The organism is Thiogranum sp., from assembly GCF_058323355.1.
This window is the reverse complement of record NZ_JBTTIO010000055.1, coordinates 33,013-53,145: the sequence shown is the minus strand read 5'-3', so window position 1 is coordinate 53,145 and position 20,133 is coordinate 33,013. Positions and strand designations below refer to the sequence as shown.

The 20,133-nt window shown below is 56.0% G+C and carries 15 protein-coding genes and 2 riboswitches; of the genes, 9 read left to right on the top strand and 6 right to left on the bottom strand.

Annotated features, from left to right (window positions below):
* The first annotated feature begins 61 nt into the window (after window positions 1–61).
* From ACW81B_RS07885 to ACW81B_RS07870, 4 genes are all read left to right on the top strand, one after another.
* Window positions 62–1,093, top strand: a complete 1,032-nt coding sequence (locus ACW81B_RS07885; RefSeq protein ID WP_491579670.1) for a hypothetical protein — start codon at window positions 62–64, stop codon at window positions 1,091–1,093.
* A 110-nt stretch (window positions 1,094–1,203) separates the two neighbouring features.
* Window positions 1,204–2,025, top strand: a complete 822-nt coding sequence (locus tag ACW81B_RS07880) for an NHL repeat-containing protein (RefSeq protein WP_491579669.1) — start codon at window positions 1,204–1,206, stop codon at window positions 2,023–2,025.
* Window positions 2,026–2,150: 125 nt separating this feature from the next.
* Window positions 2,151–5,054: a cytochrome c3 family protein gene (locus ACW81B_RS07875; protein ID WP_491579668.1), complete on the top strand. Its 2,904-nt coding sequence runs from the start codon at window positions 2,151–2,153 to the stop codon at window positions 5,052–5,054.
* 97 nt (window positions 5,055–5,151) lie between these two features.
* A riboswitch (cyclic di-GMP riboswitch) is annotated at window positions 5,152–5,235 on the top strand.
* A gap of 8 nt (window positions 5,236–5,243) precedes the next feature.
* Complete coding sequence (locus tag ACW81B_RS07870) at window positions 5,244–5,783, top strand: hypothetical protein (RefSeq protein ID WP_491579667.1); 540 nt, start codon at window positions 5,244–5,246, stop codon at window positions 5,781–5,783.
* 165 nt (window positions 5,784–5,948) lie between these two features.
* Here the strand turns inward: ACW81B_RS07870 and fba are convergent, their stop codons facing one another.
* From fba to ACW81B_RS07840, 6 genes are all read right to left on the bottom strand, one after another.
* On the bottom strand, window positions 5,949–7,013 hold the full coding sequence (gene fba / locus ACW81B_RS07865) for a class II fructose-bisphosphate aldolase (protein ID WP_491579666.1): 1,065 nt from the start codon (window positions 7,011–7,013) through the stop codon (window positions 5,949–5,951).
* A gap of 66 nt (window positions 7,014–7,079) precedes the next feature.
* Window positions 7,080–8,525 carry a pyruvate kinase gene (gene pyk, locus ACW81B_RS07860; protein WP_491579665.1) on the bottom strand — a complete coding sequence of 482 codons (1,446 nt, stop codon included), beginning with the start codon at window positions 8,523–8,525 and terminating at the stop codon, window positions 7,080–7,082.
* Between the two features lie 33 nt (window positions 8,526–8,558).
* Complete coding sequence (locus ACW81B_RS07855) at window positions 8,559–9,740, bottom strand: phosphoglycerate kinase (RefSeq protein WP_491579664.1); 1,182 nt, start codon at window positions 9,738–9,740, stop codon at window positions 8,559–8,561.
* 188 nt (window positions 9,741–9,928) lie between these two features.
* On the bottom strand, window positions 9,929–10,933 hold the full coding sequence (gene gap / locus ACW81B_RS07850) for a type I glyceraldehyde-3-phosphate dehydrogenase (RefSeq protein ID WP_491579663.1): 1,005 nt from the start codon (window positions 10,931–10,933) through the stop codon (window positions 9,929–9,931).
* A 64-nt stretch (window positions 10,934–10,997) separates the two neighbouring features.
* Window positions 10,998–12,986, bottom strand: a complete 1,989-nt coding sequence (tkt, locus tag ACW81B_RS07845; protein WP_491579662.1) for a transketolase — start codon at window positions 12,984–12,986, stop codon at window positions 10,998–11,000.
* A 333-nt stretch (window positions 12,987–13,319) separates the two neighbouring features.
* Window positions 13,320–13,883 carry a thioredoxin family protein gene (locus ACW81B_RS07840; protein ID WP_491579661.1) on the bottom strand — a complete coding sequence of 188 codons (564 nt, stop codon included), beginning with the start codon at window positions 13,881–13,883 and terminating at the stop codon, window positions 13,320–13,322.
* A gap of 436 nt (window positions 13,884–14,319) precedes the next feature.
* On the opposite strand from ACW81B_RS07840, the gene ACW81B_RS07835 reads away from it, so the two are divergent.
* The 5 genes from ACW81B_RS07835 (at window position 14,320) to ahcY (ending at window position 20,096) form a co-directional block, all read left to right on the top strand.
* The gene (locus tag ACW81B_RS07835; protein ID WP_491579660.1) at window positions 14,320–15,114 is read left to right on the top strand and encodes a hypothetical protein; all 795 of its coding nucleotides are present in this window, start codon (window positions 14,320–14,322) and stop codon (window positions 15,112–15,114) included.
* 52 nt (window positions 15,115–15,166) lie between these two features.
* Window positions 15,167–16,549, top strand: a complete 1,383-nt coding sequence (locus ACW81B_RS07830) for a hypothetical protein (RefSeq protein ID WP_491579659.1) — start codon at window positions 15,167–15,169, stop codon at window positions 16,547–16,549.
* Between the two features lie 69 nt (window positions 16,550–16,618).
* On the top strand, window positions 16,619–17,146 hold the full coding sequence (locus ACW81B_RS07825) for a hypothetical protein (RefSeq protein ID WP_491579658.1): 528 nt from the start codon (window positions 16,619–16,621) through the stop codon (window positions 17,144–17,146).
* A gap of 186 nt (window positions 17,147–17,332) precedes the next feature.
* Window positions 17,333–18,499 carry a methionine adenosyltransferase gene (gene metK / locus ACW81B_RS07820; RefSeq protein WP_491579657.1) on the top strand — a complete coding sequence of 389 codons (1,167 nt, stop codon included), beginning with the start codon at window positions 17,333–17,335 and terminating at the stop codon, window positions 18,497–18,499.
* Between the two features lie 74 nt (window positions 18,500–18,573).
* Window positions 18,574–18,653, top strand: a riboswitch (S-adenosyl-L-homocysteine riboswitch).
* Window positions 18,654–18,677: 24 nt separating this feature from the next.
* Window positions 18,678–20,096: an adenosylhomocysteinase gene (gene ahcY, locus ACW81B_RS07815; RefSeq protein WP_491579656.1), complete on the top strand. Its 1,419-nt coding sequence runs from the start codon at window positions 18,678–18,680 to the stop codon at window positions 20,094–20,096.
* The last annotated feature ends 37 nt before the right edge of the window (window positions 20,097–20,133 follow it).

Genomic DNA, 20,133 nt, shown 5'->3' with positions numbered 1-20,133 from the left:
ATTTTTCTGGACGCTGTTTGGCCTTTTCGCAATCTGGCTGATACTGACCGAGTACTGAACCATGCATGATATCGGCGCCAATGAAGCTACATACGTTGTATTGACGGTACTGTTCTTTGTACTGTTCGGTATCGCCCTGCTGGTCATTATCGACCACAAGGCAAAAATACCTGGCGCCTTCCACAATGACCCGTTCAGTATATCCGGCTTGCGCCGCGGACACCCGGTCATCAGTTTCCTCACTGCACTTATCCTGGGCGCCATCATTCTTGCACTGCTGTTTGAAATTGCAGTCGCCGGTTTTGAGTTCCTGGGACTCAACAGGGAAAAAGAGCAACCCGAACTGTTACTGGAACTCAATGAGCAGCGCTTCTCGGAACGCATGCGCCATTTCCACAATGAGCCGACCCGGGACCTTGTTACAGCCGGCAAGAAAACGGTATGTTTCTACTGCCACGGTGACTTCCCCCACGCCAAACAACGCATGATAAGAACCCTGCTCAACATGCACACCCAGTTTACCGGTTGTATGACCTGCCATACCGATCCCGACAAGGTGCCTGAGAACCGTTACCGCTTCCGCTGGCTCAACTACTCCGGCATCGACACAAAAGGGCCACCATTCGGCACCCGTCTTAACACGAAAACGGGTTTCCTGATCGATACCGACGACTACTTCTCCAAAATTGTTATCTACGCCACCAGCGGTGAAGACGAGAAACTGCTTGAAATTCCCGAGCTGTTCGGGAAAGGCCAGGAATTCCTGCGCATACGCGAGCAACTCACCGAGCAGGACAAAAATGCGTTGAAAAAACGTTTCCACGCACTGATCATGCCCAAAGGCAGGGCGTGCGCACGCTGCCATACCAGCGAAGAAAAAAGTTACCTGCCATTCAGAAAGCTCGGTTTCTCCGAGCAACGCGTATCTGACCTGACAAATGTCAATATGGTCGGCATCGTTGACAAATACCGCGAGTTTTTTCTCCCGCGATTATTTGACAACACCGGGCCAGAAAAAGAACCTGCCAGGGATTCAATTAACAAACCGTCATCGGACAAAACCGGGGCAGCTCAGTCAAACGGACAAAAATAATGACCACGGTCAACAGGCATCCTTTCCAGGCTGTCTTATTTACTCTCATGTTGTGTGTGCACGCCCTGTCCGGCGCCGCACCATTTCCCACCCGTGCAGTCCAGCCCGTTATGACGCTTGAAGGCGGCAAGGCCGGGCCAATGTCACTACCCAGTGACGTCGCCGTAGATGGCGGCAACATCTATGTCGTAGACGGCGGCAACCACCGTATTATGGTATTTGACACGAAGGGGCGTTTCCGTTTTCAGTTTGGCGCGCCAGGTAAAGGCAAGGGCCAGTTTGACGGACCTGTCGGTATCGCCGCCCGGGACGGGCGCGTGTATGTCGCTGACCGTGGCAACCACCGGTTACAGATATTCGACAACAAGGGCAATTTTATTCAGCACTTCGCTACGGGCAGCAAAGATCTCCCTGTACGCCCCATCGACGTTGCCATGAGTCGTGATAACAAAACCCTCTACGTAACAGGCAACAACAATCACAAACTCATGGCGTACAACCGCAAGGGGAAACTGTTGCGCGAATGGGGCGGAAACGGCAGCAATCAGGGCCAGTTTCGTTATCCGGCAACACTGACCATACTCGATGACAACCGGATTGCAGTTGTCGATGTACTGAACACCCGTGTGCAGCTCTTTGAACCCTCTGGAAAGTTCTCATTCGCTATCGGTGACTGGGGTGTTCTGCCCGGTCAACTGTTTCGACCCAAGGGTGTTACCGTTGACGACAAGGGAAGGCTCTATGTCTCGGACAGTTATATGAACCTGATACAGGTCTTCAGCGACGCCGGTGAATTTCTGTATGTTCTTGCCAGCAAGAACGGTCCGCTGGAATTATCAGCACCTACCGGGGTGGCGCTGGACGGACAAAACAGGCTGTATGTCGTCGAAATGATGAAAAACCGTGTTTCAGTCTTTGCGTTACCCCCATGAGCACCTCAAAACCACAAGCCGGTTCTGTTGTTCTGCTGCTCTGCGCACTGTTGTTTCTGCCCGAAATGTCAGACGCAGCCCCAAGGCTGCCCTCACCAAACCGTGAATGTTCCCTCTGCCACATCATGTGGCTGACCGAATTCAAACGACAGGACGTGACTCCGCTTGTCCCCTATGAACCAAGGCCCGTAGTGGAAACCGGACGCCAGGATGTTGTAAGCACAGAACGCATGTGCCTGTCCTGTCACGACGGCTTCGTGCTCGACTCACGCTTTCTCTGGAAAGACAGGCAACACGCTCACCCGGTGGGCAAAAAACCATCCGCTGCCATCAAAATTCCTGCCATCGACGGTGAGAATCTTTTCCCCCTCAATGACGATGGCAAGCTGTATTGCGGCACCTGCCACACGGCTCACGGCGTCGACTGGGATTCAACAGAATCTCCCATTTTCATGCGCAACCCGAGCCGGGACGGAAAGTTCTGCCAGTCCTGCCATAAAGACAAGGCGCAGGGTACCGCCGCAGGTTTTCACCCGATCAACAAACCACTTGACACCCGCCCGGCACTCTTCGACACCAGCCACGCAAAACTCAGCACAAAAGGTGAAATCATCTGCCAGAGCTGCCATACACCTCATGGGGCGCCGGCGGAAAAAATGCTGGTCGTTCGAAATGATCGTTCACAGTTGTGCGGCAGCTGCCATAGCGACCGAGCCGCGCAAGACCTGGCTGATGCGGCCCGGCTTCATACCCACCCCGTAAACCTTGTTCCCCGGCAGGCAAAAGTTCCCACAGCGCTCAGGAAGCAGGGCGCGCGGCTGGGACCGGGTGGCTCTGTTATTTGCGAGAGCTGCCACAAACCACACGAAGCTGTGACCAACACACGGTTGCTGGTCGCGGATAACCTCGATTCATCACTGTGTACCAGCTGCCACACCAGACAGAAACGTGTTGAAGGCGGCAAGCACGACATGCGCCTGATCAAGGCGGCCGGTAGCGGAAAGTCCGGAAAATCCACAACAGGTGGCGGTGCCTGCATTGCCTGTCACCTGCCGCACCAGGGAAAGGGTCCGAAAATGTGGGCGCGTGACCCGGGCTCCAGCCGCGATGCCATGGCAGCACTGTGCATGAGTTGCCACGATAAAGCGGGGCTGGCACAAAAGCACCAGGTTGGCCGTTACACCCATCCCGTAGGTGTTGAAATTGGACAGCGGGTGGAACTGCCGACCTACGACCGTAATGGGGTAAAGTCGGTTAATACCGGCACAGGACGGGTGACCTGCGCGAGCTGCCATGACCCGCACCAGTGGGATCCTGATCATCCTGCGAAAATCGCCAAACCCGGATCAGAAAGTACTTCGCGAAACAGCTTCCTGCGCAAACCCAACGCCCCGGATTCCGCACTGTGCAAAACCTGCCACAAGGACAAGTGGGCAGTGAAAGGCAGTGAGCACGATATGGCAAAAATGGCCCCTGAAGCACGCAATGCACACAACCAGACTGCGGCACAATCCGGACTGTGTGGCAGCTGCCACCAGGTACACAACGGCAAGGGGCCGCGGATGTGGGCGCGGATCTTGCCCGGCCGGACCAGCCCGTCGGCCGCACCCTGTCTCAGTTGTCACAATCCGGACGGGATAGCCAGGAATAAACTCATCGGTGATCACAGCCACCCGCTGGATGTTCCGATCACTGATCTTGGTATTCGTGCAACATTGGATAAGTGGACCAGTGAACTGGCTGTTCTGGCCGGGGTTAAACCGCTACAACCACTGCCCCTGTTCGACCGGCTTGGCCGGAATACCGGGCGGGACGGGATGGTCAGCTGCGGCAGTTGTCATGATCCACATCGCTGGTCGCCGGATACAGATAAAGTCGAGTTTGATATTGAAGGTGATTCCAGCAACAGTTTCCTGCGCATCAGCGAGCAGGGTAACGGCGAGCTGTGCATCAATTGCCACGTCGGCAAATCCAGCGTGTCTTTATCCAAACACGGGCTCAAACAACTTTCGCCAGATAAAAAGGAAACAGGCGACACCCGCAACGGTGTATGCAGCAACTGTCACCAGCCACACAACAGCAAGGGAACTTTCCTGTGGGCCAGAGATGACGGATCCGGGCATAGCGCAGGTGAAAAACGTTGTTCCAGCTGCCACCGCGACGATGGCCTCGCCAAAGACAAGCAAACGGGCCGTTATAGCCACCCGCTGGGGATCAAGGTGGCGAATACCGAACACCCGGAACATCTTCCGCTATACACAGCAGAAGGCAAAAGCACAAAAAACGGAGGCCACATTGACTGCGGCAGTTGCCACGACCCTCACCAGTGGCAGCCAGGCAAGCTCATGAGCGAAAGCGACATGACCCCGGACAGCGAAGGTGATGCAGGCAACAGTTTCCTGCGCGTCTCGGCCACCCGCGGCGAACTGTGTGTTGAATGCCATCATAATAAACGCCAGGTAATCGCCACTGACCACGACCTTGCCCTGACTGCACCCGAAGCCACCAATGACCATAGCCAGACTGTCAGTGAATCCGGGCTGTGCGGTCCCTGCCACAGCATACACAACGCTACATCGCCAATGCGCCTGTGGGCCAGACCTCTGGGCGAGGCCAACAACCCCGCAGAGCAAACCTGCAGGAGCTGCCATGCTGACAAAGCCATTGCACAGGCCAAAGTACCACCCTATTTCCTGCACCCCGACAAGGTCAGCGTCTGGTCAGAACAACTGCGCAAAGGCCTTCGCCCGGGTAAAAGCACCGCGTTACCGGTACTTGACCGTGAAGGACATCCCGCACTGACCGGTGTCATCAGCTGTACAAGTTGCCACGACCCACACCAGTGGCAGGCAGATCTGGCCCGGCCCGGCCCGGGCAAAAATACCGAAGGCGATGCCACCACCAGCTTCCTTCGCCTGTCCGGCAGCGCTTCATTCCTGTGCGCCGATTGTCACGGACTGGACTCGATCTTCCGCTATAAATACTTCCACGCCGAAAAAGCACACCGGAAACACCCGCTATTCCGTTGATCCGGAACACGTTACCTCGATGGACAACCGTGCCCCGCTACAAGCGGGCAACCTGCCCCTAAAGAAATCTCCTGCAAGCTCGATAACCTGAACAGTTTTGTGACAAAAGCAAACCAGCCGAAAGGCTGGGACGCAAAGTTACCTGCCTGTGGCCAACGGCTATGGCAGAGGGACTACCGGAGAAACAGCATGAACAGGTTTTATCGCCTGACACGCATACTCATCACAGCGTGTCTGACCACCTTATTACCAGGCATCACTCATCCCGTATATGCAGGCAGCTTCTCAGATGCCTTCAGGGAATTCGTGTTGGGGCCGGAAGCCAGTGCCGCAACCATTCCGACCGTGCAATTACCCACCAACAGCCAGTCAGGCACCTGCATGCAATGCCACAACGGTAGTAACGGACCACAGGTCAACATGAAACACGCCGGGACATCCATGCAGTTCCGCGGGAACCTCAGCGTCGATCACCCGATCGGCATGGATTATAAGCAATACGCATACAGATATCCTGACACCTACGTTGCGCCTGGACAAATAGACAAACGGATGGTCTTTGAGAGCGGAAAGGTTACCTGCGTCACATGCCATGAAATTAAAACTGAAACTGCGACCGTGCCTGGCGTAACACAGGCCATGCAATACCCCATGTACTGTAATGCCAAATCCAGCTATACCACCGGCCAAAATCGTACCCGACTTTGCATGAGTTGCCATAGCATGTAACCTGGTAAGCTCATCTTGAATGCAGTAGCCCGGAAGGGTAAACACCATCATAATTGGCTGAACCACCCCAATCCTTGTTTCGATACAAGGCGTTTGTACTTTTCAGGCGGGTACAAAAAAGGGCGGCCCGGGCCGCCCTTTTTCTGTTCACTGACAGGGCGCTAATCAGTTAACGCGCACGTCCAGTTCACCGGACTCATAACGCGCAACCATACCTTCCAGACTGATCGGCTTGATCCTGGAAGCGTGGCCGGCACACCCGAAGGCCTCGTAACGCGCCTTGCAGATGTCCTTCATGGCCGCAGTAGAAGCCTTGAGGAATTTGCGCGGATCGAAGTTGGATTTGTTTTCCGCCAGATGTTTGCGGATTGCACCGGTGGACGCCATACGCAGGTCGGTATCAATATTGACCTTGCGCACGCCGTGCTTGATGCCCTCGCAGATTTCTTCAACCGGCACCCCATAGGTCTCGCCCATGTCGCCGCCGAAGTCGTTGATGATCTTCAGCCATTCCTGCGGTACGGAAGACGAACCGTGCATCACCAGGTGCGTGTTGGGCAGACGCGCATGGATCTCCTTGATGCGGTTGATGGCCAGGATGTCACCGGTCGGCGGACGGGTGAACTTGTAGGCGCCGTGGCTGGTGCCGATAGCGATAGCCAATGCATCAACACCGGTTTCCTTGACGAAGCTCGCGGCCTCTTCCGGATCGGTCAGCAACTGGTCCATGGACAGCTTGCCTTCGGCGCCGTGACCGTCTTCCTCACCCATTTCACCGGTTTCCAGTGACCCCAGGCAACCCAGCTCACCTTCAACGGATACGCCGCCGGCGTGCGCCATTTCCACCACCTTGCGGGTCACGTCAACGTTATATTCAAAAGTAGACGGGGTTTTCATGTCGGCCATCAGTGAACCGTCCATCATCACGGAAGAGAAACCGGACTGGATGGAACGCAGGCAAACGGCAGGCTCGGAACCATGATCCTGGTGCATGACGATCGGGATGTGCGGGTACATTTCGGTTGCCGCGGTAATCAGGTGACGCAGGAAGGGTTCGCCCGCATAGGAACGCGCGCCTGCGGAACCCTGCATGATAACGGGGCTGTCAGCTTCATCGGCAGCCTGCATGATGGCATGCACCTGTTCCATGTTGTTCACGTTGAAAGCCGGCATACCGAAATCATTTTCAGCAGCATAGTCGAGTAGTTGTCGCAGGGATATCAAGGCCATGACGGACTCCTTGGAGTTTTTAATTGAGTGATGTTGTACGTTTGATTGCAGGTGCCCGGGCGTACATCATTCTGCATTGATGACATGTTCGCCCACGCGAATTATCTTCATGGCATTTGTGCCACCGAGAACACCCATCAGATCACCCTTGGTGATAATGACGAGGTCCCCGTCGCGCACCGCACCCCGCCGCATCAGTTCGTCGATCGCTTCGCGATTGACCTGTGCATGATCGGAGGTCGTGACGTCAAAGCTGACGGGGTAAACGCCGCGATACAGGGTTACCTTTCTACGCGTCTCGACATGACGCGTCAAGGCGTAGATCGGGATACCGGAGCTGATGCGCGACATCCATAAAGGCGTTGCGCCAGACTCGGTCAGCGCGGCAATGGCCTTAACTCCGGTGTGGTTTGCGGTGTACATGGCAGCCTTGGCAATTGCCTCGTCGATCGCCCTGAAGTGTGTAGCGGTACGCCGTTCCGCGGCACTGTCCATGCGCTGGGTTTCTGCACCGCGGCAGATACGGTCCATGGCCTCAATGACCTTGGCGACGTGCTTGCCGGTTGCCGTTTCTGCCGACAGCATGACAGCGTCGGTACCGTCGATAACCGCATTTGCCACGTCAAAAACCTCGGCCCGCGTAGGGATAGGATTTTCGATCATGGACTGCATCATCTGTGTTGCGGTAATCACAACGCGATCCATGCTGCGGGCAATGCGGATGATCCGTTTCTGAACGGCGGGAAGTTCGGCATCACCGATTTCCACACCCAGGTCCCCGCGCGCGATCATCACAACGTCGGTCGCCTCGATGATTTCTTCCAGCGCATTCATGGCTTCGGCGCGTTCGATCTTGGCAACAACGCCACCGTGACCGCCGGCCTTGCGCAGCAGATCACGCGCTTCGTGGATATCGCTGGCATGGCGCGGGAAGGATACCGCGATATAGTCAGCGCGCATTTCCGCCGCCACCTTGATGTCGGCACGATCCTTGTCGGTAATCGCCTGTGCAGACAAACCGCCGCCCTGGCGATTGATCCCCTTGTTATTGGACAAGGTACCGCCAACCACAACACGCGTGTCGATTTCAGTACCTTTGACTTCCTCGACCCACAGTACCACTGCACCGTCATCGAGCAGCAATGTGTCGCCACGATTGACGTCTTCGACCAGCGCCTTGTAGGCTATGCCGACGCGTTCGACGGTGCCGTCGTTTGCACCAAGCGCCGCATCAAGAATAAACCGCTCACCTTCCTTGAGTTCGACCTTGCCCTCCTTGAAGCGGTCGATGCGGATCTTCGGCCCCTGCAGATCGACAAACACGCCGACCTGTCGGCCGTGCGCGCGGGCGCGGTTACGAACCGCCTCGGCACGCTGCATGTGCTCTTCCGGCGAGCCATGCGAAAAATTCAGTCGAACAACGTCCACGCCGGCCTGGATCATATCATCCAGCACCTTGGGGTCGTCGGTCGATGGACCGAGTGTTGCGACTATCTTTGTTCTACGTTGCATATTGGGCTACTTGTGTCCCTGGGTGTTGCGCCGTTAACTGCGGGCGCGTTCTTCCAGCATGGCGACAGCCGGCAGGGTCTTGCCTTCGAGGTATTCAAGGAAAGCGCCACCGGCGGTAGAAATGTAGGAAACCTTGTCGTAAATATCGTACTTCTGGATCGCGGCGATGGTGTCGCCACCGCCGGCCAGACTGAAGCCTTTGGAGTTGGCGATTGCCATGGCGATTGTTTTGGTGCCTTCACCGAACTGGTCGAATTCGAACACGCCGACCGGGCCATTCCAGACGATGGTACCGGCCTTCTCGATAATATCCGCCAGCTCCTGCGCAGATTTCGGGCCGATGTCGAAGATCATGTCATCGTCCTCAACCTTATCTGCGTCCTTGACCACAGCCGGTTCATTTTCGTCAAACTTCTTGCCGCATACCACATCGACGGCAATCGGAATGTTGGCGCCGCGCGCTTTCATTTTTTCGATGAGTGCTTTGGCGGTATCCACCAGGTCATTCTCGCAAAGCGATTTACCTACGTTGCAACCGACAGCCTTGAGGAAGGTATTGGCAATACCGCCACCCACCACCAGCTGATCGACCTTTTCCGACAGGGCTTCCAGCACGGTCAGCTTGGTCGATACCTTGGAACCGCCAACAATAGCCACCATCGGACGCGCCGGGTTGGCCAGCGCCTTGGCCAGACTGTCCAGCTCGCTGGCCAGCAGAAGACCTGCGCAGGCAACTGGCGCGAACTTGCCAACGCCATGGGTTGAAGCCTGGGCGCGGTGCGCAGTACCAAAAGCATCCATCACAAATACGTCGCACAGGGCGGCATATTTCCTTGCCAGCGTTTCGTCGTCTTTTTTCTCGCCAACATTGAAACGGACATTTTCCAGCAGCACCACTTCACCTTCCGCAACATCAAAGCCGCCTTCGAGGTAATCCTTGACCAGGCGCACGTCCTTGCCGAGCTTTTCGGACAGGCTGGCGGCGATCGGTGCCATGGAGTTTTCCTCATCGGGTTCACCCTCTTCCGGGCGGCCGCGGTGAGACATCACCATGACTTTGGCACCGGCTTTAACACAATGCTCGATCGTTGGCATGGATGCGGTAATACGCGCATCGGAGGTTACCTTGCCGTCCTTGACAGGAACATTAAGATCAGCGCGGATCAGTACGCGCTTGCCGGCAAGATCAAGATCGGTCAGCTTGATAAAAGACATCGTGTAACTCCTGACTATTTTTTTGAAAAACCCTTTGCCAAACACGATCGGCGCTTGGCAAACAGCTTTTATCTTCCGTGCTAAAAACGTTGATCTCGCAAAGATGCGAAGAGCGCAAAGAGAAAGCTTTTCTCTGCGTACTCCGCGCCTCTGCGAGAGCCCCGTTTAAAATTCGGACCTGTTACAGCCTAGTTAGCCGCAACGTGCTCAACAAAACGCAGCATGTTGCAGGTGTAACCGTACTCGTTGTCGTACCAGGAAACGACCTTGACGAAAGTACCGTCCAGCGCGATACCGGCTTCGGAATCGAAGATGGAGGACTTGCCACAACCCCGGAAGTCAGTGGAAACCACTTTCTCATCGGTGTAGCCCAGCGTCTTGCTCATGTCGCCGCTTTCAGAGGCGGCTTTCATGGCGGCGCAGATATCCTCGTAGGAAGCGTCTTTCTCCAGTTCGACGGTCAGGTCAACCACGGATACGTCAGAGGTCGGCACGCGGAACGCCATACCGGTCAGCTTGCCATTCAGCTCCGGCAACACCACGCCCACAGCCTTGGCGGCACCGGTGGAAGACGGAATGATGTTTTCCAGGATACCGCGACCGCCGCGCCAGTCTTTCATGGACGGGCCGTCAACAGTCTTCTGGGTCGCGGTTGCCGCGTGAACGGTGGTCATCAGGCCGCGCTTGATGCCCCACTTGTCGTGCAGCACCTTGGCAACCGGCGCCAGGCAGTTGGTGGTACAGGAGGCAGCGGAAACAATGGCCTGACCGGCATAGGTGTCGTGGTTCACGCCGTATACGAACATCGGCGTGCCATCCTTGGAAGGCGCGCTCTGCACAACCTTTTTGGCGCCGGCGTCGATGTGCTTCTGGCAGGTTTCTTCGGTGAGGAAGAAGCCGGTGCACTCGATAACCAGGTCGGCGCCGATGTCACCCCACTTGAGGTCGGATGGGTCACGCTCGGCCGTCAGGCGGATGGTCTTGCCATTTACCACCAGGTTATTGCCATCGACAGAAATGTCGCCGTCGAAGTTGCCGTGTACGGAATCGTACTTGAGCATGTAGGCCAGGTAGTCCGCATCCAGCAGATCGTTGATACCGACCACTTCGATGTCGCTGAAGTCCTTGGCGATTGCGCGGAATGCCATACGACCGATACGGCCGAAACCATTAATACCGACTTTGATTGTCATAGTTATCTCTCCGTAATTCTCTTGGTGTTAACTGCAATAAAAAATTCAACATTCCTGTCAAAACCTACAGCACGTCTTCCACGGCCTTGACCACGTTCTCCGTGGTAAAGCCGAAGTGCCTGAACAGGTCGCCGGCCGGCGCGGACTCGCCGAAGGTATTGATACCAATCACCTTGCCGTCCAGGCCCACGTACTTGATCCAGCCGTCGGTCACGCCAGCTTCCACCGCCACACGCGCCTTCACGGCAGACGGCAGCACAGACTCGCGGTAGTCGTCGTCCTGGGCATCGAAGACATTGGTGGATGGCATGGAGACCACGCGGATCTTCTTGCCGCCGAGCTGCTCGGCAGCCTGCATGGCGAGATCCACTTCGGAACCGGTGGCGATGATGATCGCGTCCGGCGTACCGTCGCAGTCCTTGAGAATATAACCACCCTTTTCGATGGCGGCGATCTGCTCGGCGCTGCGGTTCTGGTGGGCCAGGTTCTGGCGCGAAAAGATCAGGCAGCTGGGGCCATCCTTGTGTTCGATGGCGGCCTTCCAGCACACCGCAGACTCAACTGCGTCACAGGGACGCCATACCTGCATGTTCGGGATCATGCGCAGCGTGGCGGTTTGCTCAACCGGCTGGTGGGTCGGGCCGTCTTCACCCAGGCCGATGGAATCGTGAGTATAGACAAAGATGCTCTGGATCTTCATCAGCGCCGCCATGCGCAGGGCATTACGGGCGTACTCGGAAAACATCAGGAAGGTGGCGCCATAAGGGATGAAGCCGCCGTGCAATGACGCGCCGTTCATGATGGCGGACATGCCGAACTCGCGCACACCATAGTAGATGTAGTTGCCGTCCGACACGGTGTTGCTGATGCCTTTTGAGCCGGACCAGATGGTCAGGTTTGAACCTGCCAGGTCGGCGGAACCGCCCAGGAATTCCGGCAGTAACGGACCGAAGCCGTTGAGTGCGTTCTGTGAAGCTTTACGCGAGGCAATGGACTCGGCCTTTTCGTTGACTTCATTGATGAACTTCGCAGCGCCTTCCGCCCAGTTGGCCGGCAGGTCACCCGCCATGCGGCGTTCGAATTCGGCTGCAAGCTCAGGATAGGCAGCCTTGTAGGCGGCAAACTTTTCGTTCCATTCCGCTTCTGCCGCGGCACCCTTGTCCTTTGCATTCCAGCCAGCATAGATGTCGTCAGGAATCTCGAACGGAGGATGGTTCCAGCCGAGGTTTTCACGGGTCGCCTTGATTTCATCATCACCCAGCGGTGCACCGTGGCAATCGTGGCTGCCACACAGGTTTGGCGCGCCGTAACCGATAACGGTTCTGGTGCAGATCAGCGTGGGCTTGTCATTGACCGACTTGGCTTCGCGAATGGCCTTGTCGACAGCTTCGGCGTTGTGGCCGTCGACGTCGCGGATAACGTGCCAGCCGTAGGCTTCGAAACGCCTCGGGGTATCATCACTGAACCAGCCTTCGACGTGACCGTCGATGGAGATACCGTTGTCATCCCAGAAAGCAATCAGCTTGCCCAGGCCCAGCGTACCGGCCAGTGAACAGGCTTCATGGGAGATACCTTCCATCATGCAACCATCACCCATGAACACAAAGGTGTTGTGATTGACAATGTGGTGGCCGTCACGGTTGAACTGTCCGGCCATGACCTTTTCAGCAATCGCCATACCGACACCGTTGGTGATGCCCTGGCCCAGTGGACCGGTGGTGGTCTCGACACCCGGCGCATAACCGTATTCCGGGTGCCCCGGGGTCTTTGAATGCAACTGACGGAAGTTCTTCAGGTCATCGATCGACAGATCGTAACCGGTCAGGTGCAGCAATGAATAGATCAGCATGGAGCCGTGACCGTTGGACAGGATAAACCGGTCGCGGTCGACCCACTTGGGGTTGTTGGGGTTATGGTGCATGTGGTCGTTCCACAGCACTTCGGCGATGTCCGCCATGCCCATGGGCGCACCGGGGTGGCCGGATTTGGCTTTTTGTACCGCGTCCATGCTCAAGGCACGAATCGCATTCGCTAGTTCTTTACGCGAGGCCATCGCTGTCTCCTGTTTCTGTGTCTTTAAAACCGGTAGCTGCCTGAATTGAAAAGCAGCGAAGCCGCCACACCCGCACGGGTGAGACCGCTTGTGAATGTATTCTCTGCAAAGCCGGAACGCTGTGCCTGACCGCGTTCCCGACATCGCCCCCGACGCGTGGCGCAACCTGCTGCGCTTCAGCCCTCTGGCCGGATCGGATCGAGCGCGACATTCTCCAACAGATGGGATGCCGGGGCAACTGTTGATTTGCCTATGCGACGATTTATTGACGTCCGCACCCGCCTGACGCAAAGCCTGCCTTATGAAGGTATAAATTTTACTCGTGAACTATTGTCAGCCGCCGCCATCTTTCCATTTGATGGAACAACCCATGCTCGGTATCTGCTCCTGCGGCCCCTTGCCGGTCCGGGCTACCTGCGCCATGGCCTCAAACAGATCACGGCGGGCATCCGCTGGCGCGGCTTCCTTGCGACTGGCATCGAGGCGCCCCCGGTACTGGAGTTCAAGGTCAGCGTTGTAGCCAAAGAAATCCGGCGTACAAACCGCACCGTAGGCCCGGGCGACGTCCTGGGTTTCATCTATAAGGTAGGGGTAGGGGAAATTTTCCCGCTCGGCGATGGCCTTCATGTTTTCGAACGAATCCTCGGCGTACTCGGCGGGGTCGTTGGACATGATGGCAACACTGTTAACACCCAGATCCCTGAGTTCACGCGTATCGCGCACCAGGCGGTCGAGGATGGCTTTCACGTAAGGGCAGTGGTTGCAGATGAACATCACCAGCAGACCTTTCTCACCCTTGCACTGATCCAGCGTCCAGATCCTGCCGTCTACGCCGGGCAAGGCGAAATCTATTGCCGGGGCACCAAAATCGCATACGGGCGTTTGTAATGAGACCATCCTGTGCTGCTCCTGAAAATTTTTGGGGCGCAAAGTGTAACCTGACCCGCCACCCTGCTCGCAAGCTACTCTGCATCGCCTGACTTGTCGGAACTTCTGACACTGGATTTTCGCCTGCCAGGGGCCGGATAATATACATAAAATCCTTTACTATCAATTAATTGATTTCCAACGCCGTGTTTCAACACTCCGCCATATGTGACGGAATTGTTAACAGACCGGTACCCTGACCTTATACCCGGTCACGCCTTAGCCACTGAAAATCATAAAAAAATATTTTCCAGCACGATTCTTGCAGAATTTAAACAACGCGGCACCGCGAAGAACGGCAGGCTAACAACATTTCCGTGCCGTATAAAAAAAACTGGACCAGATTCCGGGGCGACAAGCTTGCAGGTTTAACGGATTTGGCGTTGCAATTCTGGAGGAGAAAGCAATGAGAGCAAGCAGAATTTTGCTGGTTGGTTTATGGGGTTTGCTGGGATTCACAAGCTCTGCAAATGCAGCGCTGCTGGGTACAGTGTGTACATTCGCGGGCGGTTGCGGACCGGATTTCGCCGTTATTGGTGCAAACGCCAGCTACACATACAATGGATCAACCGGGACGCTTTCGATCAACGGGACAACAGGCAACGCTTCATTCCTGCCCGGCCAGCTTGAACCCTGGCCCGATGCAAGCGAAGTCACCGGCGCACTGGCGGGAAAAGACCCCGACGTTTCCATTAACGTACTGAGCGCCACAGACTCCGGCAACGACAATTTCTTGCTGACTATGACGGTTGACGCCGCAGGCAACCTGATCAATGGCGCCATGACCATGAATGGCAAGGTCACACAGTTTTTCAGCAGTCTGAACAACACCAATCCGGCCTTTCAAACCGCCGGCCTCTACACTGCGACTTCGACAAATGGCACCCTCCTGGATGGTGCGCTCATCTCCGGCAGCAGCATTACATCGATGGGATTTAACGCTTCTACCATCGACTTCTATGCATCACTCGATCCCTCCAGTGTCCTTTCAATTGCGGGCTTTGGCAATATCGCCTCGGGCATCATCGGACTAAGCGGCATCACGTCAGGCTCAGGTAATATTGAGTGGACTACCGACTGGACAGCTACTGCAACACTGGATGTCGTTGTCCCACTGCCTGCTGCACTCTGGCTGTTCCTGTCAGGTATAGCCGTGCTGTTTTCAGCATCAAAATCGAAATTCACGAGATCCAGCGCCTGAACACAGCAAGCCTGGATCGTCTACATAAGTAAAATAACAGGGAGAACCGGAGATGCCGTTCAAAAAGACCGCTCTGATTACCGCAATAGCACTACCTTTACTGTCGAGCGTTGCGTCCGCGGCACTACTGGGCGTGACACCTGGGGAACCGATTTTTAACTACAATTCCGGTGGTACGACTACGTTTGATTCAACCACCGGCACACTGAGCGTCAACGCCACGCCTCTGGATTACACCCAGACGGGTGGCACGCCACTAACAATCTTCCCGCTTGCCACGGCGCCGGCTGTCACGCTCAACGTGTCACTGGACAACAACTGTAACCTGGTAGGCGGCGACCCCGGAGGCGATGATCTCGCCGTCACCGGAGACATCGACCTGAACCAGGACTTTGTACCTGAATACTCCGGCACGCTGCTGACCGGCGAAATTGTCGCTATTGGCATTGACCCGGCCAGCACGGCTACAGGCGCCAACCTGGATGCGCGGTTTGCAATAACAGGCGGAGCACTGGTGACTGCGGGTGATTACACCGTAGGCGCCGAAATTGGCATGACGCTCCTTGTTGAAAACAATAACTTTACCGGAAGCTGTAGCGCAAACTGGAATGGTGGCGCCAAAGGACAGATCGGCGCTATAGCACCCGTCGTACCCCCGGTAGCCATGTGTTTTGACGTCAAGAAAGTCAAGATCCGGGACGGCAAGAAGCACTACCGTCACATGGGTTCATACGGCATCTCAAGGTCCAAGATCAAGGCCAGCCTGTCAGCCGGTTGTCCCGCCGGTTTTGACCCGACCCAGTCACTGATTTCGCTGTCCATGGACGGTGAAACGTTTGATTTCCCGATCGGATCTTTCAGCAAGGTGGGCAACAAGAACAAGTATCGCGCATGGGTTGCGGGTTCACCAAGCCTGGATGCAACACTCGATTGCAACAAGGGCCGGTTCAACTTCAGCGCTTCCAAGGCCGACACCAGCCAGATCGATAACAGTGACGGCGTTGATATCTCGCTGGTACTGGGTGATTCCAGCGCCAGCAAGAATATCCTGCTCCAGGCAACCGGTCACCAGCACTGGTACAGGGGACAAAACAATGTTCTCTATTACCACAACGATGCTGCGCTGGATTGCTCTGCGGTAGCCGAGGAAGACGAATCGGATATACACGAACTGAAGATTCGTCACCGCGCATCCGGCAGAATCCACACGTTCAAACGCGCAAAGGGTGGCTATGGTGCAAGTTGCCTGGTGAATGACTCGATCTCGGGACAGTTTGCCGCCTTTGACACATCCAGAACGACGACCCTGACGTGTGGCGATGGCGATGCCAACTTTGAAGTGGTCGGCATCGAACATAGCTCTGCCAACAAGTCATGTACCCTGCTCGATGAAGCAGAGGAAGATGATGATGTAGAAGATAACCAGTACAACTGACGAATTGTCCGGCTTGAACCTGAAGGCCCGCTATTGCGGGCCTTTTTCTTTTTCCGCGATAATCGAATCATGAAACCCGACAAATTTCTGGTTAGCGGTCTCGCCATAGCCGGGCTTGCACTGGTCTTCGGCTACTTCGGGTTCACTGAAGATGACACAACTGCTCACATTGCCCGGGGTACCGGGCTTGACGAACAAACCAACATCATTGTTCTCAAAAAAACACTCTCCCCGGGCACATCAACCGACGCGCCGCAATCAAACCAGGAAATTGCTGAAGACACCTTGCCCGACGCGGTTAACCCGGCGTTTGCCGATGAGCCTCGCATCCAGAGAGCCTGGGTGCAACGTGGGCAGGACATGGTGCTCAAAAACCACCCTGAGGCCGATGCCGCCAGCTTCAGGCACACCTTCTTTCACCGCGGATTCAACAACCGAGCTGTGACCTGCGGTGAGGTTCAGTTTCTCGCGAATGATGAAATACTGCATGAATACCAACGCTTTATCTATGTCGGCAGACAGTCGAGTTACCTGGAAAACGATATCCCGAATTTTGACCTGCTATGGGATAAACTGTGCAGCCAAACCTACAACTGACAACCCAACCCTTTACATTAATTGTTGCCGCACGACACGATTAGCTCTACAATCCGGGTTGAGCGCTGATTTGAAATCAGATTGCGGGCGCTATACAAATACGGCTAAAGCGAGGAAAAACAAGAATTTCCAGAACCCGCTTGAGCTGACGCCAGGCGGGTTTTTTGTTTTCAGGAGATAAATATAATGAGCGAACACCTTTTTACCTCTGAATCGGTTTCCGAAGGTCACCCGGACAAGATGTCCGACCAGGTGTCGGATGCTGTTCTCGATGCCATTCTTGCCGAAGATCCCCATGCACGCGTGGCCTGCGAGACACTCTTCAAAACAGGCATGGTCATGATCGCCGGCGAAATTACCACCACCGCCAGGCCCGATTATGAACACATCATGCGCGACACCATCAAGTCTATCGGCTACACCAGTTCAGAGATGGGCTTCGACTACGAGACCTGTGCCGTCATGACGGCTATCGGTGTCCAGTCGCCGGATATCAACCAGGGTGTGGATCGGTCGAAGCCGGAGGACCAGGGCGCGGGCGACCAGGGCCTGATGTTCGGCTACGCCACCAATGAAACCGATGTGCTGATGCCGGCACCGATCACCTACGCACACCGCCTGGTACAGCGCCAGGCGGAAATGCGCCGCCGGGGCGTGCTGTCATGGCTGCGACCGGACGCCAAAAGCCAGGTGACCTTCCGTTACAGGAATAATAAGCCGGTGGCTATCGATGCAGTCGTGCTGTCCACCCAGCATGCACCGGAAATCGACCACAGGGAACTGGAAGAGGCCGTGATGGAACACATCATCAGGCCCGTGCTGCCAAGTGAATGGTTGATGGCCGATACGCAGTACCACATCAACCCCACCGGCGCCTTTGTGATCGGTGGTCCAATGGGCGATGCCGGCCTGACCGGGCGCAAGATCATTGTCGATACCTATGGTGGCGCAGCACGTCACGGCGGCGGGGCTTTCTCCGGCAAGGATCCGTCCAAGGTGGATCGCTCAGCCGCCTATGCCGGTCGCTATGTCGCCAAGAATATCGTCGCGGCCGGACTGGCGGATCGCTGTGAAATCCAGGTGTCCTACGCCATTGGTGTGGCAGACCCGACCTCGATCATGGTCGAGACTTTCGGCACCGGCAAGATCAGCGATGAACGCATTACCGAGCTGGTACGCGAGCACTTTGACCTGCGGCCCTATGGCATTCTGAAAATGCTCGACCTGCTCAACACAGACAGGATCAAGTACCGGAAAACAGCCGCCTACGGACACTTTGGTCGCGAGCAGGAAGGCTTTACCTGGGAAAATACCGACAAGGCGGAAATCCTGCGGGCTGACGCGAGAATCTAGTGCTCCCCGGCGCTTTACCCCTTGGCCTGACGTTATGAATTGGCGATAATCGCAGACTTTCAAATTCGGCTGTGTTCCCCGAGGGGCGCTGCAGCGGGCGATGCCCGCCAGGCTCGGGGAAACCAGCATCTCAAAACAACGGCGCTCGACCTTAAGCAACCTTTAAGGGAGATGCATCATGAACGCTGTTCTCGATTCCACTGACGATTATAAAGTTGCCGACATTTCGCTGGCCGACTGGGGCCGCAAGGAAATCCGCATTGCGGAAGTCGAAATGCCCGGCCTGATGGCACTGCGCGAGGAGTTTGGCGCACAGAAACCGCTCAAGGGCGCGCGTATTACCGGCAGCCTGCACATGACCATCCAGACCGCCGTGCTGATTGAAACACTGGTCGAGCTCGGCGCCGACGTGCGCTGGGCCTCGTGCAACATTTACTCCACCCAGGATCAGGCCGCCGCTGCGGTCGCAGCAGCGGGTGTGCCGGTATTCGCCTGGAAAGGCGAGACCATCGAGGAATACTGGTGGTGCACCGAACAGGCCCTGAACTGGCCCGACGGACAGATGCCCAACATGATCCTCGACGATGGCGGCGACGCCACCCTGCTGGTCCACAAGGGCGTGGAATTCGAAAAGGCCGGCGCTGTGCCGGAACCCATGGCCGACGACAACGAGGAATGGAAAGCCATTCTCGACGTGCTGCGACGCAACCTGGAAAACAACCCGGGCATGTGGCGGAAAATGGCTGACAGCATCAAGGGCGTCACCGAAGAAACCACCACCGGTGTTCACCGCCTGTACCAGATGCAGGAAACCGGCGATCTGCTGTTCCCCGCCATGAACGTCAACGACTCGGTGACCAAGTCCAAGTTCGACAACCTGTACGGTTGCCGAGAGTCATTGATCGACGGCATCAAGCGCGCCACCGACGTAATGATTGCCGGCAAGATCTGTGTCGTACTCGGTTACGGCGACGTCGGCAAGGGTTGTGCGCAAGCCTACCGTGGCATGGGCGCGACGGTGCTGGTGACGGAAATTGATCCGATCTGCGCCCTGCAGGCGGCCATGGAAGGTTATCGCGTGGTCACCATGGAAGAAGCTGCCGGCATCGGTGACATTTTTGTCACCACCACAGGCAACATGAGTGTGATCACCCACGACCACATGGCGGCCATGAAGAATGAAGCCATCGTCTGCAACATCGGTCATTTCGATTCGGAAATCGATATTGCCTCCCTGGAAAAATACCAGTGGGAAGAAATCAAGCCACAGGTCGATCACGTCATCTTCCCGGACGGCAAGAAGATCATCATTCTTGCCAGGGGGCGCCTGGTCAACCTGGGCTGTGCGACCGGTCACCCGAGTTTCGTGATGTCAGCCTCTTTCACCAACCAGGTGATGGCGCAGATGGAACTGTTCAGCAATGGTTCAAGCTACAAAAACGAAGTCTTTGTATTGCCGAAACACCTGGATGAAAAGGTCGCGCGTCTGCACCTGAAGAAGATCGGTGCACAGTTGACTGAACTGACGCCAGAACAGGCGGAATACCTGGGGATTCCGGTAGAAGGTCCGTACAAACCAAACCACTATCGTTACTGATTCGAGCGGTAACTGAGTTGTGCCGGGGGACGAATTC